Source organism: Sphingomonas sp. NPDC019816 (assembly GCF_050274375.1).
In the GTDB taxonomy this organism is placed as follows: Bacteria; Pseudomonadota; Alphaproteobacteria; order Sphingomonadales; family Sphingomonadaceae; genus Sphingomonas.
Genome location: NZ_JBNNOB010000084.1, coordinates 1 through 16,043 on the forward strand (window position 1 = coordinate 1; position 16,043 = coordinate 16,043).

Here is a 16,043-nt window from a genome sequence, read left to right on the forward strand (position 1 = left end):
CGCTGCAGCACCAACGCCTTGACCATCATCAGGGCCGCAAAGGGCGGACGCCCGCCACGCTCGGCACGCAGCGGCGACAAAAGCGAACCCAGATCGGCCCAGTCCACTTCCCGCGCCAAACGCTCCAGCCGGACATTGCGACCCAAGCGCGGCGACACCAGACCATCCACCAAGCTACCTTGATCCATCGCAAACGTCCCCCCGCCTGCAACCATGAATCACCGTCGCACGACTTTTGCAACGATCCCCTCAAGGGGAGGGGCTTATCCTCATGACGCCTTGGGCCGCTTCCCCCATTCGCGCGCGACCGTGTAGCCGAGATAACCGGTGCCGAAGAGCGCGTAGAGCGGCTCGGGAATGGCGGCGAGGTACTGCGCCATCCCCCGGATCATCGCCGCCGCCATTACCGGTCGCACCCCGGCCAGCAGTCCCATCGGGATGCTCCAGAGCAGCAGCAAGTACATGACATAGAGGAAGGTCGGCCGCGCCCGCCGGGTCCAGCGGTCGGTCGCGTCGCCATCGCCCGGTGCCATGGCGTCCTCCCCGCTCATGACAGGCGATCCGCCAGCCAGCCGTAAAGGAACGCCTCGTTCGCCGGTCGCCGCTCGGCCAGCGTCAGATAGCGTTCGCCTTGCAAGGCCTCGACCGCCTTCAGCAGTACGATCTCGCCCGCCGCCCCGCGATGGCGCAGGAACGCGTCGAGCGCGGCGAGCGTCATCGCGCCGATCCGGCCATCCACCGCCATGTCGGGATAGTCCCCGCCCCCGCGATTGAGCGCGTTGAGCGCGCGTTGCAGAAACGCCGCCGCCACCACCGGCCCCATATTCACGCCGGTGTCGAACAATTCCGCCGCCAGCCGGGGCGCCCGCTCCGCCACCCGGTCCCAGCCCGGCGCCGACCAGTAGAGCCGGCGATAGATCGCTTCCGCCCTCGCCAGCGGCAGACGCCGCATCGCCCCGTCATAGCCATCGGCGCGGGCTACCGCCTCGGTGATGCCGAACCGGGTCGCCCCGCCCCGATCGGCGGGGTGGTCGCTATAATCCCCCTCGCGCGCGATCACCTGCGCGATCAGCGCATCGACATCCACCGCCTCGTTCCGCTTGCCCATGACGTCCTCCCTGTGCGGGCGAACACGAACCATATCGGTTCGCTGTAGGACAGCGCTTTCGTGCGGGGATCAGTCGAGGACGCTGCGCGCCAGCGCCAGCGTGCCGAGCGGCCCGGCCTGGTCGCCCAGCTGGGCATGGACGATGCGGTTGGCGACCTGCGCCGCGTCGACGAAGGGGAGGTAACCCGACAGCTTCTCGACCGTGGCGGCGCGCACCATGTCGAGCAGATGCGGCTGCCCCACCCCGACGCCGCCACCGATCACGATCCGCCCGCAGGCCAGGGTCAGGAACAGCCCTGCGAAGCTCTCCGCCAGCGCGTCGGCGACGAAGGTCCAGGCGGGATCGTCCGCCGCCAGCTCCTGCGCCGGCTTGCCCGTCCGCGCGGCGATGGCGGGCCCCGCCACCAGCCCCTCCAGGCAATCGCCATGGAAGGGGCAGGCGCCGGCGAACGTGTCGCCCGCCACACGGCGGACGCGGACATGGCCCGCCTCCGGGTGCATCCGCCCCGACACCGGCTGGCCGCCCGCAATGATACCCATGCCGACCCCGGTGCCGATCGTCACATAGACATGGTCGGCGAGCCCACGCGCCGCGCCCCATTGCCCCTCTGCCATGGCGGCGCCGGTCACATCGGTATGGATCGCCACCCGCTCGCCAAAGCCCTCGGCCAGCGCGCCGACCACGTCCGCACCGGCCCAGCCGGGCTTGGGCGTCGCCAGCATATGACCATAGTCCATGCCGGTCTTGTCGAGCGCGATCGGGCCGAAGCTGCCGATGCCCAGCGCCTCCGGCCGATACTCGTCCCGCCATTCGCCCAGACGCTGGCGCAGCGCGGCCAGCGTGGCGGCGGGGGTCGTGGTGGGCAGGCGTTCCGACACCAGAATGTCGCGTCCGCGCCCGATCAGAACGATCGATTTCGTACCGCCCAGTTCCACGCCCGCGACGATCCGATCCTGTGCCTCGACCATTGCAATCTCCCACCCATCCATATCGGGTTCGCGCGACTGCGCGAAACTGCGCGTGCGGGTCAAGGGCATCGCGCAAAAACGGGCGGAGAGATCGTGCGTGAACGGGTCACTCGGCGCGATGGAGCGCGGGGCCCAGGACAAGTCGGGAACTTCGGTACCGGCACCGATAGGCGGTTGCGCCTGACGCAACGGTCTTTCGCTACAACCCCGTCAGATACTGCAACCGTGTCGCCCGCAAATTACCGACATGCGCGACGGCCAGCGCCATGCCGCCCGCCACGGTCAGGGCGGTGCCGAGTGTCACCCCTTCGAACGGCAGGCCCAGCACCAGCAGCGCCAGGCCCGCCATGCCCGTCCATAACGGCCCCTTGGCGCGGTGCCGCCGCCATCCGGCGAACAATGTCCCCCCGCTCAACGGCACGGCGATGACCAGCATGACGATGTGCACGGCATCACCCCAATCTGCCCATTCGGCGATGGAGGGAAGGAATGCGATCACGATCGGCAGGACCAGACAATGCACCAGGCACAGCGTCGACGCCGAAATTGCCAGCCCGTCCAGGCCCAGCATGCCGCCGTGATGCGCGCCTTCGATCCCGTCCGCCAATGCCTCGCCGTCGCCAGGGCGTTGTCCTGCCATGATAATTTTCCTTACATCACCGCCCCGGCCGTGCAGATGATATCTTGTATCACAGATGACAACCCACCAAAACCGATTGCACGCTCTTTAAATTGTATTCCGTATAATCTAGCCTGCTCCTAATTAGCCGGGGAGAGACGATATGCCGAACATGCGATGGGCCCATTGGGCCAGTCTGTCGGCCCTGATGGCGGGCATGGCACCGGCACAGACGCCGACGTCGCCCGCCGCCCCACGCGCGGAATGGGAAAATCCACAGATCGACCGGATCGGTGCCGAACCGATGCACAGCAGCTTTGCCGGGTTCGAGACGCGCGCCGGGGCGCTGGCCGGAAATGTCGCCCGCTCGCGCTATCACCTCTCGCTCGACGGCCAGTGGAAGGTGCACATGTCCCCCAACCCGGAGGCGCGCCCGATCGGGTTCGAACGGCCCGGCCATGACGTCTCGGATTGGCGCAACGTGACGGTCCCCGGCATGCTCCAGGCCGAAGGGTTGAGCCGCCCGATCTTCCTCGGCAGCGGTTATCCCTTTCCCCGCAACGCGCCGCTGGTCGAGCATCGCTTGAACGAGGTCGCGTCCTATCGGCGGGATTTCATGGTCCCCGCCCATTTCGCCAGCCGCCGCCTGCTCCTGACCGTGGGCGCGGCCGGGGCGGCCTATTATCTCTGGGTCAATGGCGAGCGGATCGGCTATTCCGAGGACTCCAAGCTCCCCACCGAATTCGACATCACCCGCGCCGCCAGGCCCGGCAAGAATGTCATCGCGGTCGAGCTGTATCGTCATTCGGACGGCAGCTATCTGGAGGATCAGGATTTCTGGCGGGTCAACGGGATCGAGCGGTCGATCACCCTCTATGCCGCGCCGCAGACGCATATCCGCGATCTGGAGATCGATGCGGGGCTGACCCATGACTATCGTGACGGCGCGCTGTCGGCCACGGTCGATCTGGCGGGGCCGGCGCGGGCGACGGCCGTGCGCGCGACCCTTCTCGACGGCAAGCGCACCATCCTGACCCGCACCGCTACGCCCACTGGCACCGCCGCGACGATCACCGCCGAGGTTCCCGGCGTGAAGAGCTGGAGCGCGGAGGACCCCAATCTCTACACGCTGCTGGTCGAACTGCTGGACGACAAGGGCAGGCTGATCGAGGCGACCAGCCGCCGCATCGGCTTTCGCACCGTCGAGGTCGCGGGCGGCGAGGTCCGCGTGAACGGCAAGCGGATCATGATCCGCGGCGTCAACCGGCACGAGCATGATCCGCACAGCTTCCGCATCGTATCCGAGGAGACGATGCGCAAGGACATCGAGTTGATGAAGGCCGCCAACATCAACGCGGTCCGCACATCGCACTATCCCAACGATCCGCGCTGGTACGATCTGGCCGACGAATATGGCCTGTACGTGATGGACGAGGCCGATATCGAGAGCCACGGCTATCTCAGCCTCACCCAGGAAAAGGGCGATCCGACGCTCAATCTGGGTCACAAGCCCGAATGGGCCGCCGCGCATCTCGACCGGGTGCAGCGCATGGTCGAGCGCGACCGCAACCACCCCTCGATCATCTTCTGGTCGCTGGGCAATGAAAGCGGCGTGGGTCCCAATTTCGAGGCGGCGGCCAAATGGGTACGCACAAACGACAAGACCCGGCTGATCAACTTCCTGGGCTACAGCATGAGCGGCTGGCGGCATCCGACCAACGCCTATGTCGACATCTTCGCGCCCATGTATGACGATGTCGAGAAGATCACCGACTATGCCCTGCGCCCCGAATTTACCCAGCCGCTGATCCTGTGCGAATATGCCCATGCGATGGGCAACAGCCTGGGCGACTTCCAGGGATATTGGGACATTTTCCGCAAATATCCCAAGCTCCAGGGTGGCTTCATCTGGGACTGGGTCGACCAGACGATGATCCTCAAGGACAAGGACGGGCGCCCCTATTGGGCACAGGGTGTGGACTTCGATCCCGACCCCAAGGATGCCGGGCTGCACGGCGACGACAGCCCCGTGGGCGACGGCGTGATCCAGTCGGATCGCACCCCCGATCCCGAATATTACGAGATGGCGCATGTCCAGTCGCCGATCACCTTCACCCATGACGGCGGCGGCTGGCAGGTGGTCAACCGCCATGACCATATCGACCTGTCGCGCTTCACGCTCGACTGGGCGGTGCTGGAAAACGGCGTCGAGACCGCGCGCGGTAATATCGCGACGCCGGTGGCGGCTGCGGGCCGGAGCGCGCCGCTGTCCCTCACCCTGCCCGCGCCCAAGGATGCCGGGGCCGAGCGCTCGCTGATCCTGCGGGCGCGGACCAGGGCGGGTGCGATCCCCCCTCTGCCGGCCGGGCATGTCGTCGGGTGGGAGCAGTTCGCGCTGACCGCCCCGTCCTTCGCCGCCCCACCCACCGGATCGGTCGCGCCCGCGGAAAGCGCCGATGCGATGACGCTGACGGCGGGCAACGCCGTGCTGGAGATCGACCGCGCGACCGGCCTCGTCCGCCGCTATGCGCGGGACGGCCGGACGCTGCTGACCGGCGGCACCCCCAATTTCACCCGCGCGCCGACCGATAACGATATCGGTGCGGGCGTACCCAACAGTCATGCGATGTGGCGATATTTCTCCGACCATCGTCGCCTCGATGATATCCGGCGCGACGGCGATGCGATCGTGGTCGATCACGACATGGGGGTCGGGTCGGTCAAGATGCAGACCCGCTGGACCATGGCGCCGGACGGCGCGGCGACCGCAACGGTGCGCTTCACGCCGCTGCGCATGACGCTGCCCGATCCGCTACGCGTCGGACTGGCCTTCTCCACCCCGGGGCAGCAGTTCACGCAAGTCAGCTGGTTCGGGCGGGGGCCGTGGGAAAGCTATGCCGACCGCAAGACCGGGGCGATGATCGCGCGCTGGGACGGCCGGCTCGCCGACCAGTATCACGACTATGCCCGTCCGCAGGAAAGCGGCAACAAGACCGATGTCCGCTGGCTGCAACTGACCGGCACCGGGGCCGGTCTGCGGGTGACGGGGGCGCAGCCGCTGTCGGTCAACGCGCTGCCCTTCCCCTATGCCGACCTGGCGATGAAGCCGCCGGGCAAGGCGCATAGCTCGGACATCCGACCGCATGGCGACGGCACGCTGCTGATCGACGCGGCGCAGGTGGGCGTCGGCGGCGATACCGGCTGGAACCTGGATGGCCGCGCGCACATGCCCTATCGCATCGCGCTTCAGCCGCTGACCTATAGCTTCACCCTCGGAGCGGCGCGTTGAAGTCCCTGCTGACCTTATCCCTGTTGCTCACCGCCGCACCGGTCGCGGCACAGACCGTTCCCGATCGGATCGCGAGCGCGCTGGACTTGCGTGAGCAATGGCAATGGCTGACCCGTGACATCGCCTGGCCCGCCGAATGGGACGCGGACGGCCGGCACTTCCATTACCGCAAGACGGTGGGGGGCGGGTTCGCCTTTGTCGATGTCGACACCGCCACCCGCGCCAAGGCCCCCGCCTTCGACGCCGCCGCACTCGCCCCGGCGCTCGCCAGGGTGATAGGCAAGCCGGTGGCGCCGCTGCGCCTGCCCTTCGAGCATTTCGCCTTCACCCCCGACCGGTCGGCGATCCGTTTCTCGATCGGCTATGATGCGGATGTCTATCGCTGTACCCTCGTCCGTCCGGTCTGCGCCGTCGTTCCGCCGGAAAACCCCCGCCGCCCACGCGGTTTCGGCGTGGTCCGCGACCTGCGCGTCCCCGCCGACAACCATCCCCGCCGCTCGCCCGACGGCACGCTGGAGGCGCTGGTCCTCGACGACAATCTGGTCGTGCGGCAGGCGGATGGCGGCAAGGAACTCTGGCGGTCGCAGGACGGCAGCCCCGCCAATTTCTACGACCCCGAAACCATTGCCTGGAGCCCGGATGGCCGGCACATCGCGGTACAACGCGTCCGCCCCGGCTATGCCCGCATGGTCACGCGCGTCCTCGCCGCGCCGCCGGGCCAGGTCCAGCCCGAGGTTGTCCAGCAACTCTATCCCAAGCCCGGCGACGCGGTGGACCAGGAAGCGCCCGTGCTGTTCCGGGTCTCGAGCGGCCAGCGGACCGAGATCGACCCAAGCCTGTTCGCGGGCGCCTATACCCTCTCGCCTCCCGAATGGCGCGCCGACAGCAAGAGCTTCGCGTTCAACGACCTGAAACGCGGCTTCGGCGAGACGAAGATCATCGCGGTCGACGCCGACACCGGCCGCGCGCACGCCGCCGTCACCGACACCGCCAAGACCTTCGTCTTCCGCGACCGCATCTGGTCGCACGACGTGAAGGGGCTGGGCCGCGAGATCCTCTGGGCGTCGGAGCGCGACGGCTGGCGGCATCTCTATCTGATCGACGGCGCGACCGGCCGCGTGGTGCGCCAGATCACCAAGGGCGACTGGCTGGTCCGCGACATCGCACACGTCGATGACGACAAGCGGCAGATCTGGTTCTCGGCCAACGGCTTCGTGCCCGGCGAAGACCCCTATTACAAACAATGGTTCCGGGTCGATTTCGACGGGCGCAACCTGACCCGGCTGACGAAAGAGAATGCGACCCACGAAGTCCGCTTCTCGCCCGACATGACGACCTATGTCGACGTCTATTCGCGCACCGATAGCCCCGAGACGATGGAGCTGCACGATGCGCGCGACGGCCGCCTGATCCAGACGCTGGAAAAGGGCGACATCACCGCGCTGACCGCCGCCGGCTTCCGCCCGCCGGAACGCTTCACCGCCAAGGGGCGCGACGGCAAGACCGATATTTACGGTCTGGTCGTCCGGCCACGCGATTTCGATCCCGCCAAACGCTATCCGGTAATCGAGAATATCTATGCCGGGCCGCACGACAGTTTCGTGCCCAAGACCTTCTGGCCGTTTGGCGCCTTTTCCGGCGGCGACAAGGTCATGGGGATGCAGCAGCTGGCCGATCTGGGTTTCGTCGTCGTGATGATCGACGGCATGGGCACCGCCAACCGCTCCAAGGCGTTCCATGACGTCGCCTGGAAAAACCTGGACGATAGCGGCTTTCCCGACCGGATCGCTTGGATGAGGGCCCTGAACGCCAGAGACCCCGCCGTCGATATCACCCGCGTCGGCATCTATGGCGGATCGGCCGGCGGGCAAAGCACGCTGAACGCGCTGCTCTTCCACCCCGAATTCTACAAGGCCGGGGTCGCCTATGCCGGGTGTTTCGACAACCGGATGGACAAGATCGACTGGAACGAACAATGGCTCGGCTATCCGGTCGACCAGAGCTATCTCGACGCCTCGGGCGTGGTCCATGCCGGGAACCTGCAAGGCAAGCTGATGCTGGTCGTCGGCGAGCAGGATTCCAACGTCGATCCGGCCAGCACCACCCAGGTGGTCGACGCGCTTATCAAGGCGGACAAGGATTTCGACCTGCTGGTCATCCCCGGCGGGGAACATACCGCCGGGCGTACCACCGGGCCGGTGCCTTATGCGATGCGGCGGCAATATGCCTTTTTCCTGAAGGCGCTGCGCGGGGAGGAATGATCTCCTCCCTGGCACGGGGAGGGGGACCATGCGCAGCATGGTGGAGGGGGCGTGCCGCTAAAGGGTGACCTATGTGGAAGCCCCCCCGTCAGCGCTGCGCGCTGCCACTTCCCCGTGCCGGGGAGGAATAGGGCTGTTGCCTCCCATCCCCCACGCGCCTATCGCTGCCCTCGCGACAGGTTCCCCCCGGGGATCAAAAGGGAATGGGGTGCGATGCCCCGGCTGCCCCTGCAACTGTAAGCGGCGAGCCATCCGCCATCACGCCATTGGGGCTTTCCCCGAGAAGGCGGCGGAGCGGCCCCGACCCGCGAGCCAGGAGACCTGCCCGTCGCGGTCGTCCTTCGACCGGTCAGGGTGTACCGGACGAAACGGGGCTTTCCCTCGCGCGGGCGACAGCGCCTTGTGGAGATATGCCCCGATGACCGAGTCCGCCCCATGCTGAAACCCGCCGCGAACGGCCCCGCCGTCGTCGCCTGCAACACCTGTCGCCTGTCCGACGAGGCCCGCGAGAATGACGCGGGCAAGCGCGGCGGCGCGCTGCTGGTCGAGGCCCTACGCGCCGTCCAGGCCTCCGACCCCGCCTATGCCGATGTCGCGGTCGAGGAGATGCCTTGCCTCTTCGCTTGCCAGTCCTTCTGCACCGTCCATCTGCGTTGCCCCGGCAAGGTCGGCTATGTCATGGGCAGGTTCACGCCCGACGACGACGCCGCGCGCGCCATCCTGGACTATGCGCGGGCCTATGCCGACAGCGACTGGGGGCAGGTGCCGTACAAGCAATGGCCGCAGGGCGTGAAGGGCCATTTCTTGACTCGCACGCCGCCCGAGGGCTTCCTCGTCGAATGACCGCCTTCCCCACGCTTGCCGCCTTCGAAACCGCGCTGGCGGCGCTGACCACACCCGACATGGGCGCGCGCGACGCCGCGCTCGCGCGGCAGGCGCAACTGACCAAGCCGCCCGGCTCGCTCGGCCGGCTGGAGGAGATCGCCGTCTTCATGGCCGGATGGCAGGGGCAAGCGCGGCCCCGGATCGCGCGCGGCCGCGCGGTCATCTTCGCCGGCAATCACGGCGTCGTCGCGCGCGGGGTCAGCGCCTTTCCCGCCGAGGTCACGGTGCAGATGGTCGCCAACTTCACCGCCGGTGGCGCCGCCATCAACCAGCTGGCGGCGGCGGCCGGCCTGGAACTGTCGGTGGTCCCGCTCGACCTCGACCGGCCGACCGCCGATTTCACCACCGGCCCGGCGATGAGCGAGACGGAGTGCCTGTCGGCGCTGTCGGCGGGCGCAGCGGCGGTCGGGGACGCCGACCTCCTCGTGCTGGGTGAGATGGGCATCGGCAATACCACCCCCGCCGCCGCGCTGGCCGCCGCCAGCTTCGGCGGGGACGCCGCCGACTGGGTCGGCCCCGGCACCGGTGTCGATGGAGAGGGCATGGCCCGCAAGGCGGCGGTGGTGGCCGAAGGGCTGGCCCGCCATCGCGGCCATCTGAACGGCGCGTTCGAGGTTCTGCGCCGGCTGGGCGGTCGGGAGATCGCGGCCATGGCGGGCGCGGTGCTGGCGGCGCGGATGAAGGGCGTGCCGGTCGTGCTCGACGGCTTTATCGGTACGGCGGCGGTGGCGCCGCTCGCGCTGGTCAATCCGGCGATCACCGCGCACTGCCTGGCGGGTCATTGCTCGGCCGAGCCGGGGCATATCCGGCTGCTGGACCGGCTGGGGCTGAGGCCGATCCTGTCGCTCGACATGCGGCTGGGCGAGGGCAGCGGCGCGGCAGTCGCGGTCCAGGTCATTCGCGCGGCGATCGCGGCGCATGACGGCATGGCGACCTTTGCCGAGGCGGGCGTCGCCAACGCGTGACCGCGCCCTTCCGCCTGTATCTGCTGCGCCATGGCGAGCCCGAATTGGCGGGGCGGATGCTGGGGCGGACCGACAGCCCGGTCACCGCCGCCGGGCTCGCCACCTGTATCGCGCGGGCGGCCGACCTGCCCGTCACGCGCCGCATCGCCTCCGACCTCATGCGCGCGCGTCGCTGCGCCGAAGCATTGGGGCCGACCGAGATCGATCCCCGCTGGCGCGAACTGGATTTCGGGGACTGGGACGGGCGGAGCGCGGGTGAGATCGATGCGGCGGCGCTGTCGGCCTTCTGGCGCGACCCCGATGCCGCCCCGCCCCCCGGCGGCGAACGCTGGTCCGCTCTGGTCGCCAGGGTGGGCGCCGCGATCGCGGCCCTGCCCCCGGAGCCGACTCTCGTCGTCACCCATGGCGGTGCGATGCGCGCGGCGCTCCATATCCTGTGCGGGTTCGACCGCCGCGCGGTCTGGGCGTTCGCCCTGCCTTATGCCAGTCTGGTCACGCTGGAGATATGGGACGGCGAGCCGCGTTCGGCGCAGGTGACGGAATTGGCCGGCGCATGAAGACGCTGATCGTGGCGCTCGGCTTTCTCACCCGCCTGCCGATGCCGAGGGTCGCGGCGGGCGAAGCGGATTTCGCGCGCGCGATCCGGCTCTACCCGTTGGCGGGGCTGGTCATCGGGGTGATGGTGGCGGGCGCGGGCTGGCTGGGTGCACGGATCGATCCCTGGGCGGGAGCGCTGGCGGCGCTGGCGGCCTGGGTCTGGGCGACCGGGGCGCTGCACCTCGACGGGCTGGCCGACCTGTCCGACGGACTGGGCGCGGCGCATGGCGACCGCGCGCGGCTGCTGTCGGTGATGGCCGACCCGCACATCGGCAGTTTCGGGGTGGTGTCGCTGGTGATGCAGCTGCTCGCCAAGCTGGTGCTGCTGCACCATGGGCCGATCGGCGGCTGGGCCATGATCGCGCTGATCCCGGCGGCGGCGCGGACCGGGCCGCTGCTATGGGCGCGATTGCTGCCGCCGCTACGGCCCGGCGGACTGGGCGCGATGGTCGCCCGTGCGGTACGGTCCGGCGACATGATCGGCTGGACGCTCGCCGTCCTGGCCCTGGGGCTGGTCTTTCCGCCTCTGGCCGCCGCGCCCTTCATCATCCTGGGGTTGACGTGGTGGTTCCGGCGCAAGCTGGGCGGGGTGACGGGCGACGTCCACGGTGCTGGCATCGAGTTGACCGAGACCGCGCTGCTGATCGGCGCAATGCTCTACGCCCTGCCCTGAGCGATCCGCAACAGCGCGTCGCAATCGACATGCCCCTCCAGCACGGCGGCGATCGCGTCGAGCGCGGCGTCGATATCGGCATGGTGGTCGGGGCCCGCCCCCTCGACGCCGATCCGCGCCAGCCACGCCGCGCGCTGTCCCGCCGCACCCAGCAGGCCGTGGATATAGCTGCCCGCGACCAGCCCGTCCGCGCTCATGGCGCCTTCCGCGCGGCCATCGGCAAGCTGTCCGACCGGCCGTGCGGTGTCGGGCCCCGTCGTCCGGCCGAGATGGATTTCATAGCCTGAAAAGCCGGTGCCCAGCGCCTGCCCGGTGGCGGGGCGCACGGTCTTCTCACCGGTCAGCACCGTCTCGACATCCAGCAGTCCCAGCCCCTCGACGCTGCCCACCGGCCCCTCCATCCCGTCCGGGTCGGCCACCCGCCGCCCGAGCATCTGATAGCCGCCGCACAGCCCGAGTATCGGCCGCCCGCGCCGGTGATGCGCGGCGATGTCGATATGCCAGCCCTGTTCGCGCAGGAATGCCAGGTCGGCCATCGTCGCCTTCGATCCCGCCAGCACGATCATCGCCGCGTCGGGGATCGCCTCCCCCGGCCGCACCATGACCAGATCGACCCGCGGTTCGAGCCGCAGCGGGTCGAGATCGTCGAAATTGGCGATCCGCGGCGTGATCGGGCAGGCGATGACGACCCGGCCCCCGGCCCCGGCGGCGGGCCGCTCCAACGCCACCGCATCCTCGCTCGGCAAGCGGCGCGCGTCCGCCAGCCACGGGATGAGCCCCAGCGACCGCCAGCCGGTATGCGCCGCGATAACGCCCATGCCATCGGTGAACAGCGCGGGGTCGCCGCGAAACTTGTTGACCAGAAAGCCCCGGATCATCGCGGCGTCCGCCGGATCGATCACCGCTTTCGTCCCGACCAGCGACGCGATCACCCCGCCCCGGTCGATGTCGCCGGCCAGCACCACCGGCACATTCGCCGCGCGCGCGAACCCCATATTGGCGATGTCGCCAGGGCGCAGGTTCACCTCGGCGGGCGACCCCGCCCCCTCGACGATCACGATGTCGCATGCCGCCTCCAGCCGGCGATAGCAGTCGACCACCTCGGGCAGCAGGCCGATCCGCCCCTCACGCCATTTCGAGGCGGGCAGCATGCCCCGCACCTGCCCGCGTACGATCAGTTGGGAAGTGCGGTCGCCCTGCGGCTTCAGGAGCACCGGGTTCATGTCGACATGCGGAGGCACGCGCGCCGCCATCGCCTGCGTCGCCTGCGCCCGCCCGATCTCGCCGCCCTCCGGGGTCACGGCGGCGTTGTTGCTCATATTCTGCGGCTTGAAGGGGCGGACGCGAAGCCCGCGATTGGCGAAGACGCGGCACAGCCCCGCGACCAGCACCGACTTGCCGACATCCGAGCCGGTGCCCTGGATCATCACGCCAGCCATGCGACACCTCCCGCGATGATCCAGAGCAGCAGGCAGGCGCGCGCATAGATTTGCAAGGCGGTCGCGATGTCGCGTGGCTGAGCGGCCCGCCCCTCGCGGCCGATCCACGGCTTGATCTGCGTCATGCCGTCATAGGTCACTGGCCCGGCGAGCGCGATGCCCAGCGCGCCCGCCATCGCCGCTTCGGGCCAGCCCGCATTGGGCGAGGCATGGGCACGGGCGTCGCGCTTCATCACGGCCCAGCCGCCCGCGCCCGCCACACATAGCAGCACGCCGGCGATCCGCGCCGGCACCCAGTTCGCCGCATCGTCGATCCGCGCCGCCGCCCAGCCGAACGCCCGCCAGCGCGGCTCCTTGTGCCCGATGATGCTGTCGGCGGTGTTGATCGCCTTGTACACCCACACCCCCGGCAGCCCGAGCAGCAGCAGCCAGAAGAGCGGCGCGACGATGCCGTCGCAGAAACTTTCCGCCAGCGTCTCGATCGCCGCACGCGACACGCCCGCCTGATCCAGCCGTTCGGTATCGCGCCCTACGACTCGCGCGACCAGCGCTCGGGCAGCGGGCAGGTCGCCGCGCGACAGCGCGTCGGCCACCGGCCGGACATGAACGTAGAGGCTGCGCTGCGCGAGCGCGGGCCAAGCCAGCACGGCGCTGGCGATCCAGCCCCACCGCCCGAGCCACGCATGCGCCGCATGATCGATTCCCCAGGCGATGCCCCCGGTCAGCGCGATCAGCAGAATCATGGTCAGGACACCCAGGCCCCGCCGGACGCCTTCGGGCCGCCCGGGCGCATTGCCGAGCCGCTCGGCGAGATTCAGGAAGCGCGCAAACGCCCCCACCGGATGGCCAACACGCGCATATAACTTATCGGGCCATCCGATCGCGGCATCGAGCGCCAGCGCCACCAGCGCGACGGGATCAGCCATGCCACAACGCCCTATCCACTCGTTCGAGGTCCGTCGCAGCGGCGGGCACGCCGAAGCGGAGCCGCTCCGGCGCATCGGCGAAGGGCCGCACCAAAATCCCCGCCGCCGCCAATCGCTGGAAGATCACGGCCGCATCCGGCGTCTCGGCCATGCGGAACAGCGGACAGGCTCCTTGCGCAGTCAGGCCATGACGCGCCAGCACTTCATCCATGGCGCGGGCCCGCTCGCACAGCGCGATCCGGGTCGCCGCAATCCACTCACTGTCGGCATAAGCCGCGCAGCCCCAGGCCATCGCATGCGCCGACACCGGCCAATCGCCCAGCAACGCGCGAAGGCGCGTCAGTATTTCGGGTGCGGCGATCACGAAGCCGAGCCGTACACCCGCCAGCCCGAAAAACTTGCCGAACGACCGCAGCACCACGACCTGTTCACCGCCACCATACCCGCTTTCCGGCATCGCATCGGCAAAGGCTTCGTCCAGGATCAGCCAACCCCCTGCCCGCTCTTGCGCCGCCGCCAGCCGCGCCAGTTGCCCGGGCGAGCGATGGACGCCATCGGGGTTGTTGGGATTGGCGATCAACAGACTCCCCGCCCGCCCGGCCCAATCGTCCGCCCCAGCATGATCGACCCGCGAGGACGCGACCGCGCCGTGCGTGCCATAGCTGGGGCGAAGCGCGACGATCGGCTGCGGTACACCCAGTAGCGGCAACAGGCGCAGCGCCATCTCGCTGCCTGGCACTGCCGCGACCCGCTCCGCCGCGACGCCGAAATGCGCCGCCGCCAGCGCTTGCAACCGAGCGAGCGCGCTGCGATCCGGCAAGGGCGCAGCGTCGACAGCCAGACCCTCGGGCGGAGTCCATGGCACCGGGTTGATCCCGGTCGACAGGTCCAGCCACGGCGCGGGGGCGTTGGGAAACAACGCCTTGGCCGCGTCGATCCGGCCGCCATGATGGGTCAGCGCGGCCATGGGGGCTTGCGTCATCGGCCCGCTCCCGCGATGCGGAGCGGCATGACGACGCCCCGTACCATTCTCGTCCTCGGCGGCGCCCGGTCGGGCAAGAGCCGCCATGCGCAGGCGCTTGCCGAAGCGATGACACCCACTGGCTGCTTCATTGCGACCGCGCAAGCCTGGGACGAGGAGATGCGCGACCGCATCGCGCGGCACCAGGCCGATCGCGACGAGCGTTGGACGACCGTGGAGGCACCGCTCGCCCTGCCGGAGGCGGTGGCGGAGCATGGCCGCGCCGACCGGGTGCTGCTGGTCGACTGTTTGACCTTGTGGCTGACCAACCTGCTGCTCGGCGAGGCCGATCTGGCGGCGGCGGGCGAGGCGCTGGTCGCAGCGCTGACAAACGCGCCCGGCCCGGTGGTGATGGTCAGCAACGAGGTCGGCTTCGGCATCGTGCCCGACAATGCGCTGGCCCGGCGCTTCCGCGATGCGCAGGGCACGCTCAACCAGCGGCTGGCGCGAGTGTGCGATGCAACCGATCTCGTGGTGGCGGGGCTTCCCATCCGGCTTTCAGGAGAGAAATGATGCGAACCGACGCCGAACACGCCGAGCGCATGGCCAAGAAAAAGGCCGCGCAGGACAGCAAGGTCGCCGCGCGCGACGCCGAAAAGGGCCTGATCATCGTCCATACCGGTAAGGGCAAGGGCAAGACGACCGCAGCGCTCGGCATGGTGATCCGCGCCGTCGGCCACGGCATGCGCGTCGGCATGGTCCAGTTCGTCAAGGGCGCGATGGCCACCGGCGAAGCGGCGGTGCTGGCACGCTTTCCCGAGGTCGATTTCCACGCGATGGGCGAAGGCTTCACCTGGAACACCCAGGACCGCGCCCGCGACATCGCCACCGCGCGGGGTGCGTGGGAGGAAGTGAAGCGGATGATCGCCGATCCGGCGTACGACCTGATCGTCGCGGACGAACTGAACATCGTGCTGCGCTATGATTACCTGCCGGTGGATGAGGTGCTGGAAGTGCTCGGCACCAAGGGCGCGATGACGCATGTGGTGATTACCGGCCGCAATGCCCCGGAGGCGCTGATCGACGCGGCGGACTTGGTGACGGACATGACCCAAGTGAAGCACCCCTTCCGCGAACAAGGCGTGAAGGCGCAAAGGGGTATCGAGTTCTAAGCCCCTCCTCCCGGCGGGGGGGAGGGGTTTGGGGTGGGGGCTAAGCCATGGGCGACACGACTTGGGGCGAGGCCCTCCCCCAACCCCTCCCGCCTGCGGGAGGGGAGATGCTTGTGGCGAGGCGATCCGCATTAAGCCCCTCCTCCCGGCAGGGGGGAGGGGTTTGGGGTGGGGGCTCC

16 protein-coding genes and 1 riboswitch are annotated in these 16,043 nt (G+C 69.1%); of the genes, 8 read left to right on the plus strand and 8 right to left on the minus strand.

The features are described 5' to 3' along the window. From ACQKJZ_RS12575 to ACQKJZ_RS12595, 5 genes are all read right to left on the minus strand, one after another. Positions 1-188 (minus strand): hypothetical protein (locus tag ACQKJZ_RS12575; RefSeq protein WP_427731382.1); only part of this gene is annotated, 188 nt, incomplete at its 3' end. An 81-nt stretch (positions 189-269) separates the two neighbouring features. Then, positions 270-551, minus strand: a complete 282-nt coding sequence (locus ACQKJZ_RS12580) for a 3TM-type holin (RefSeq protein ID WP_427731383.1) — start codon at positions 549-551, stop codon at positions 270-272. After that, complete coding sequence (locus ACQKJZ_RS12585; protein ID WP_427731395.1) at positions 548-1,087, minus strand: glycoside hydrolase family 108 protein; 540 nt, start codon at positions 1,085-1,087, stop codon at positions 548-550. Before ACQKJZ_RS12585 ends, ACQKJZ_RS12580 begins: the two co-directional genes overlap by 4 nt. A gap of 90 nt (positions 1,088-1,177) precedes the next feature. Continuing rightward, on the minus strand, positions 1,178-2,077 hold the full coding sequence (locus ACQKJZ_RS12590) for an ROK family protein (protein ID WP_427731384.1): 900 nt from the start codon (positions 2,075-2,077) through the stop codon (positions 1,178-1,180). A 199-nt stretch (positions 2,078-2,276) separates the two neighbouring features. Next, positions 2,277-2,717, minus strand: coding sequence for a MerC domain-containing protein (locus tag ACQKJZ_RS12595; RefSeq protein ID WP_427731385.1), 441 nt, complete (start codon positions 2,715-2,717; stop codon positions 2,277-2,279). A 142-nt stretch (positions 2,718-2,859) separates the two neighbouring features. Between ACQKJZ_RS12595 and ACQKJZ_RS12600 the strand changes: the two genes are divergently transcribed. The 6 genes from ACQKJZ_RS12600 (at position 2,860) to cobS (ending at position 11,366) form a co-directional block, all read left to right on the plus strand. Beyond that, entirely contained in the window at positions 2,860-5,985 is a 3,126-nt protein-coding gene (locus tag ACQKJZ_RS12600; protein WP_427731386.1) for a glycoside hydrolase family 2 TIM barrel-domain containing protein, read from the plus strand. Next, complete coding sequence (locus ACQKJZ_RS12605; RefSeq protein WP_427731387.1) at positions 5,982-8,246, plus strand: DPP IV N-terminal domain-containing protein; 2,265 nt, start codon at positions 5,982-5,984, stop codon at positions 8,244-8,246. The genes ACQKJZ_RS12600 and ACQKJZ_RS12605 overlap by 4 nt, the downstream gene beginning before the upstream one ends. 160 nt (positions 8,247-8,406) lie before the next feature. Beyond that, positions 8,407-8,589, plus strand: a riboswitch (cobalamin riboswitch). A gap of 92 nt (positions 8,590-8,681) precedes the next feature. Then, positions 8,682-9,089 (plus strand): DUF1636 domain-containing protein, encoded by a 408-nt coding sequence (locus tag ACQKJZ_RS12610; RefSeq protein WP_312488349.1) that lies wholly within the window; start codon positions 8,682-8,684, stop codon positions 9,087-9,089. Continuing rightward, entirely contained in the window at positions 9,086-10,096 is a 1,011-nt protein-coding gene (gene cobT, locus ACQKJZ_RS12615; protein ID WP_427731388.1) for a nicotinate-nucleotide--dimethylbenzimidazole phosphoribosyltransferase, read from the plus strand. Before ACQKJZ_RS12610 ends, cobT begins: the two co-directional genes overlap by 4 nt. After that, positions 10,093-10,653, plus strand: coding sequence for a histidine phosphatase family protein (locus ACQKJZ_RS12620; protein WP_427731389.1), 561 nt, complete (start codon positions 10,093-10,095; stop codon positions 10,651-10,653). Before cobT ends, ACQKJZ_RS12620 begins: the two co-directional genes overlap by 4 nt. Beyond that, positions 10,650-11,366 (plus strand): adenosylcobinamide-GDP ribazoletransferase, encoded by a 717-nt coding sequence (gene cobS / locus ACQKJZ_RS12625; protein WP_427731390.1) that lies wholly within the window; start codon positions 10,650-10,652, stop codon positions 11,364-11,366. The genes ACQKJZ_RS12620 and cobS overlap by 4 nt, the downstream gene beginning before the upstream one ends. On the opposite strand, the gene ACQKJZ_RS12630 is transcribed toward cobS, so the two are convergent. The 3 genes from ACQKJZ_RS12630 to ACQKJZ_RS12640 are packed head-to-tail and all read right to left on the minus strand — an operon-like array spanning position 11,351 to position 14,713. After that, complete coding sequence (locus tag ACQKJZ_RS12630) at positions 11,351-12,805, minus strand: cobyric acid synthase (RefSeq protein WP_427731391.1); 1,455 nt, start codon at positions 12,803-12,805, stop codon at positions 11,351-11,353. The two genes, cobS and ACQKJZ_RS12630, sit on opposite strands and share 16 nt — an antisense overlap. Then, complete coding sequence (gene cbiB / locus ACQKJZ_RS12635; protein WP_427731392.1) at positions 12,793-13,731, minus strand: adenosylcobinamide-phosphate synthase CbiB; 939 nt, start codon at positions 13,729-13,731, stop codon at positions 12,793-12,795. The genes ACQKJZ_RS12630 and cbiB overlap by 13 nt, the downstream gene beginning before the upstream one ends. Next, the gene (locus ACQKJZ_RS12640) at positions 13,724-14,713 is read right to left on the minus strand and encodes an aminotransferase class I/II-fold pyridoxal phosphate-dependent enzyme (RefSeq protein WP_427731393.1); all 990 of its coding nucleotides are present in this window, start codon (positions 14,711-14,713) and stop codon (positions 13,724-13,726) included. Before ACQKJZ_RS12640 ends, cbiB begins: the two co-directional genes overlap by 8 nt. Before the next feature lie 27 nt (positions 14,714-14,740). Here ACQKJZ_RS12640 and cobU point away from each other — a divergent pair, with 27 nt between their 5' ends. Then, positions 14,741-15,265 (plus strand): bifunctional adenosylcobinamide kinase/adenosylcobinamide-phosphate guanylyltransferase, encoded by a 525-nt coding sequence (gene cobU, locus ACQKJZ_RS12645; protein WP_427731394.1) that lies wholly within the window; start codon positions 14,741-14,743, stop codon positions 15,263-15,265. Further along, positions 15,265-15,864 (plus strand): cob(I)yrinic acid a,c-diamide adenosyltransferase, encoded by a 600-nt coding sequence (gene cobO, locus ACQKJZ_RS12650; protein ID WP_427731396.1) that lies wholly within the window; start codon positions 15,265-15,267, stop codon positions 15,862-15,864. Before cobU ends, cobO begins: the two co-directional genes overlap by 1 nt. The last annotated feature ends 179 nt before the right edge of the window (positions 15,865-16,043 follow it).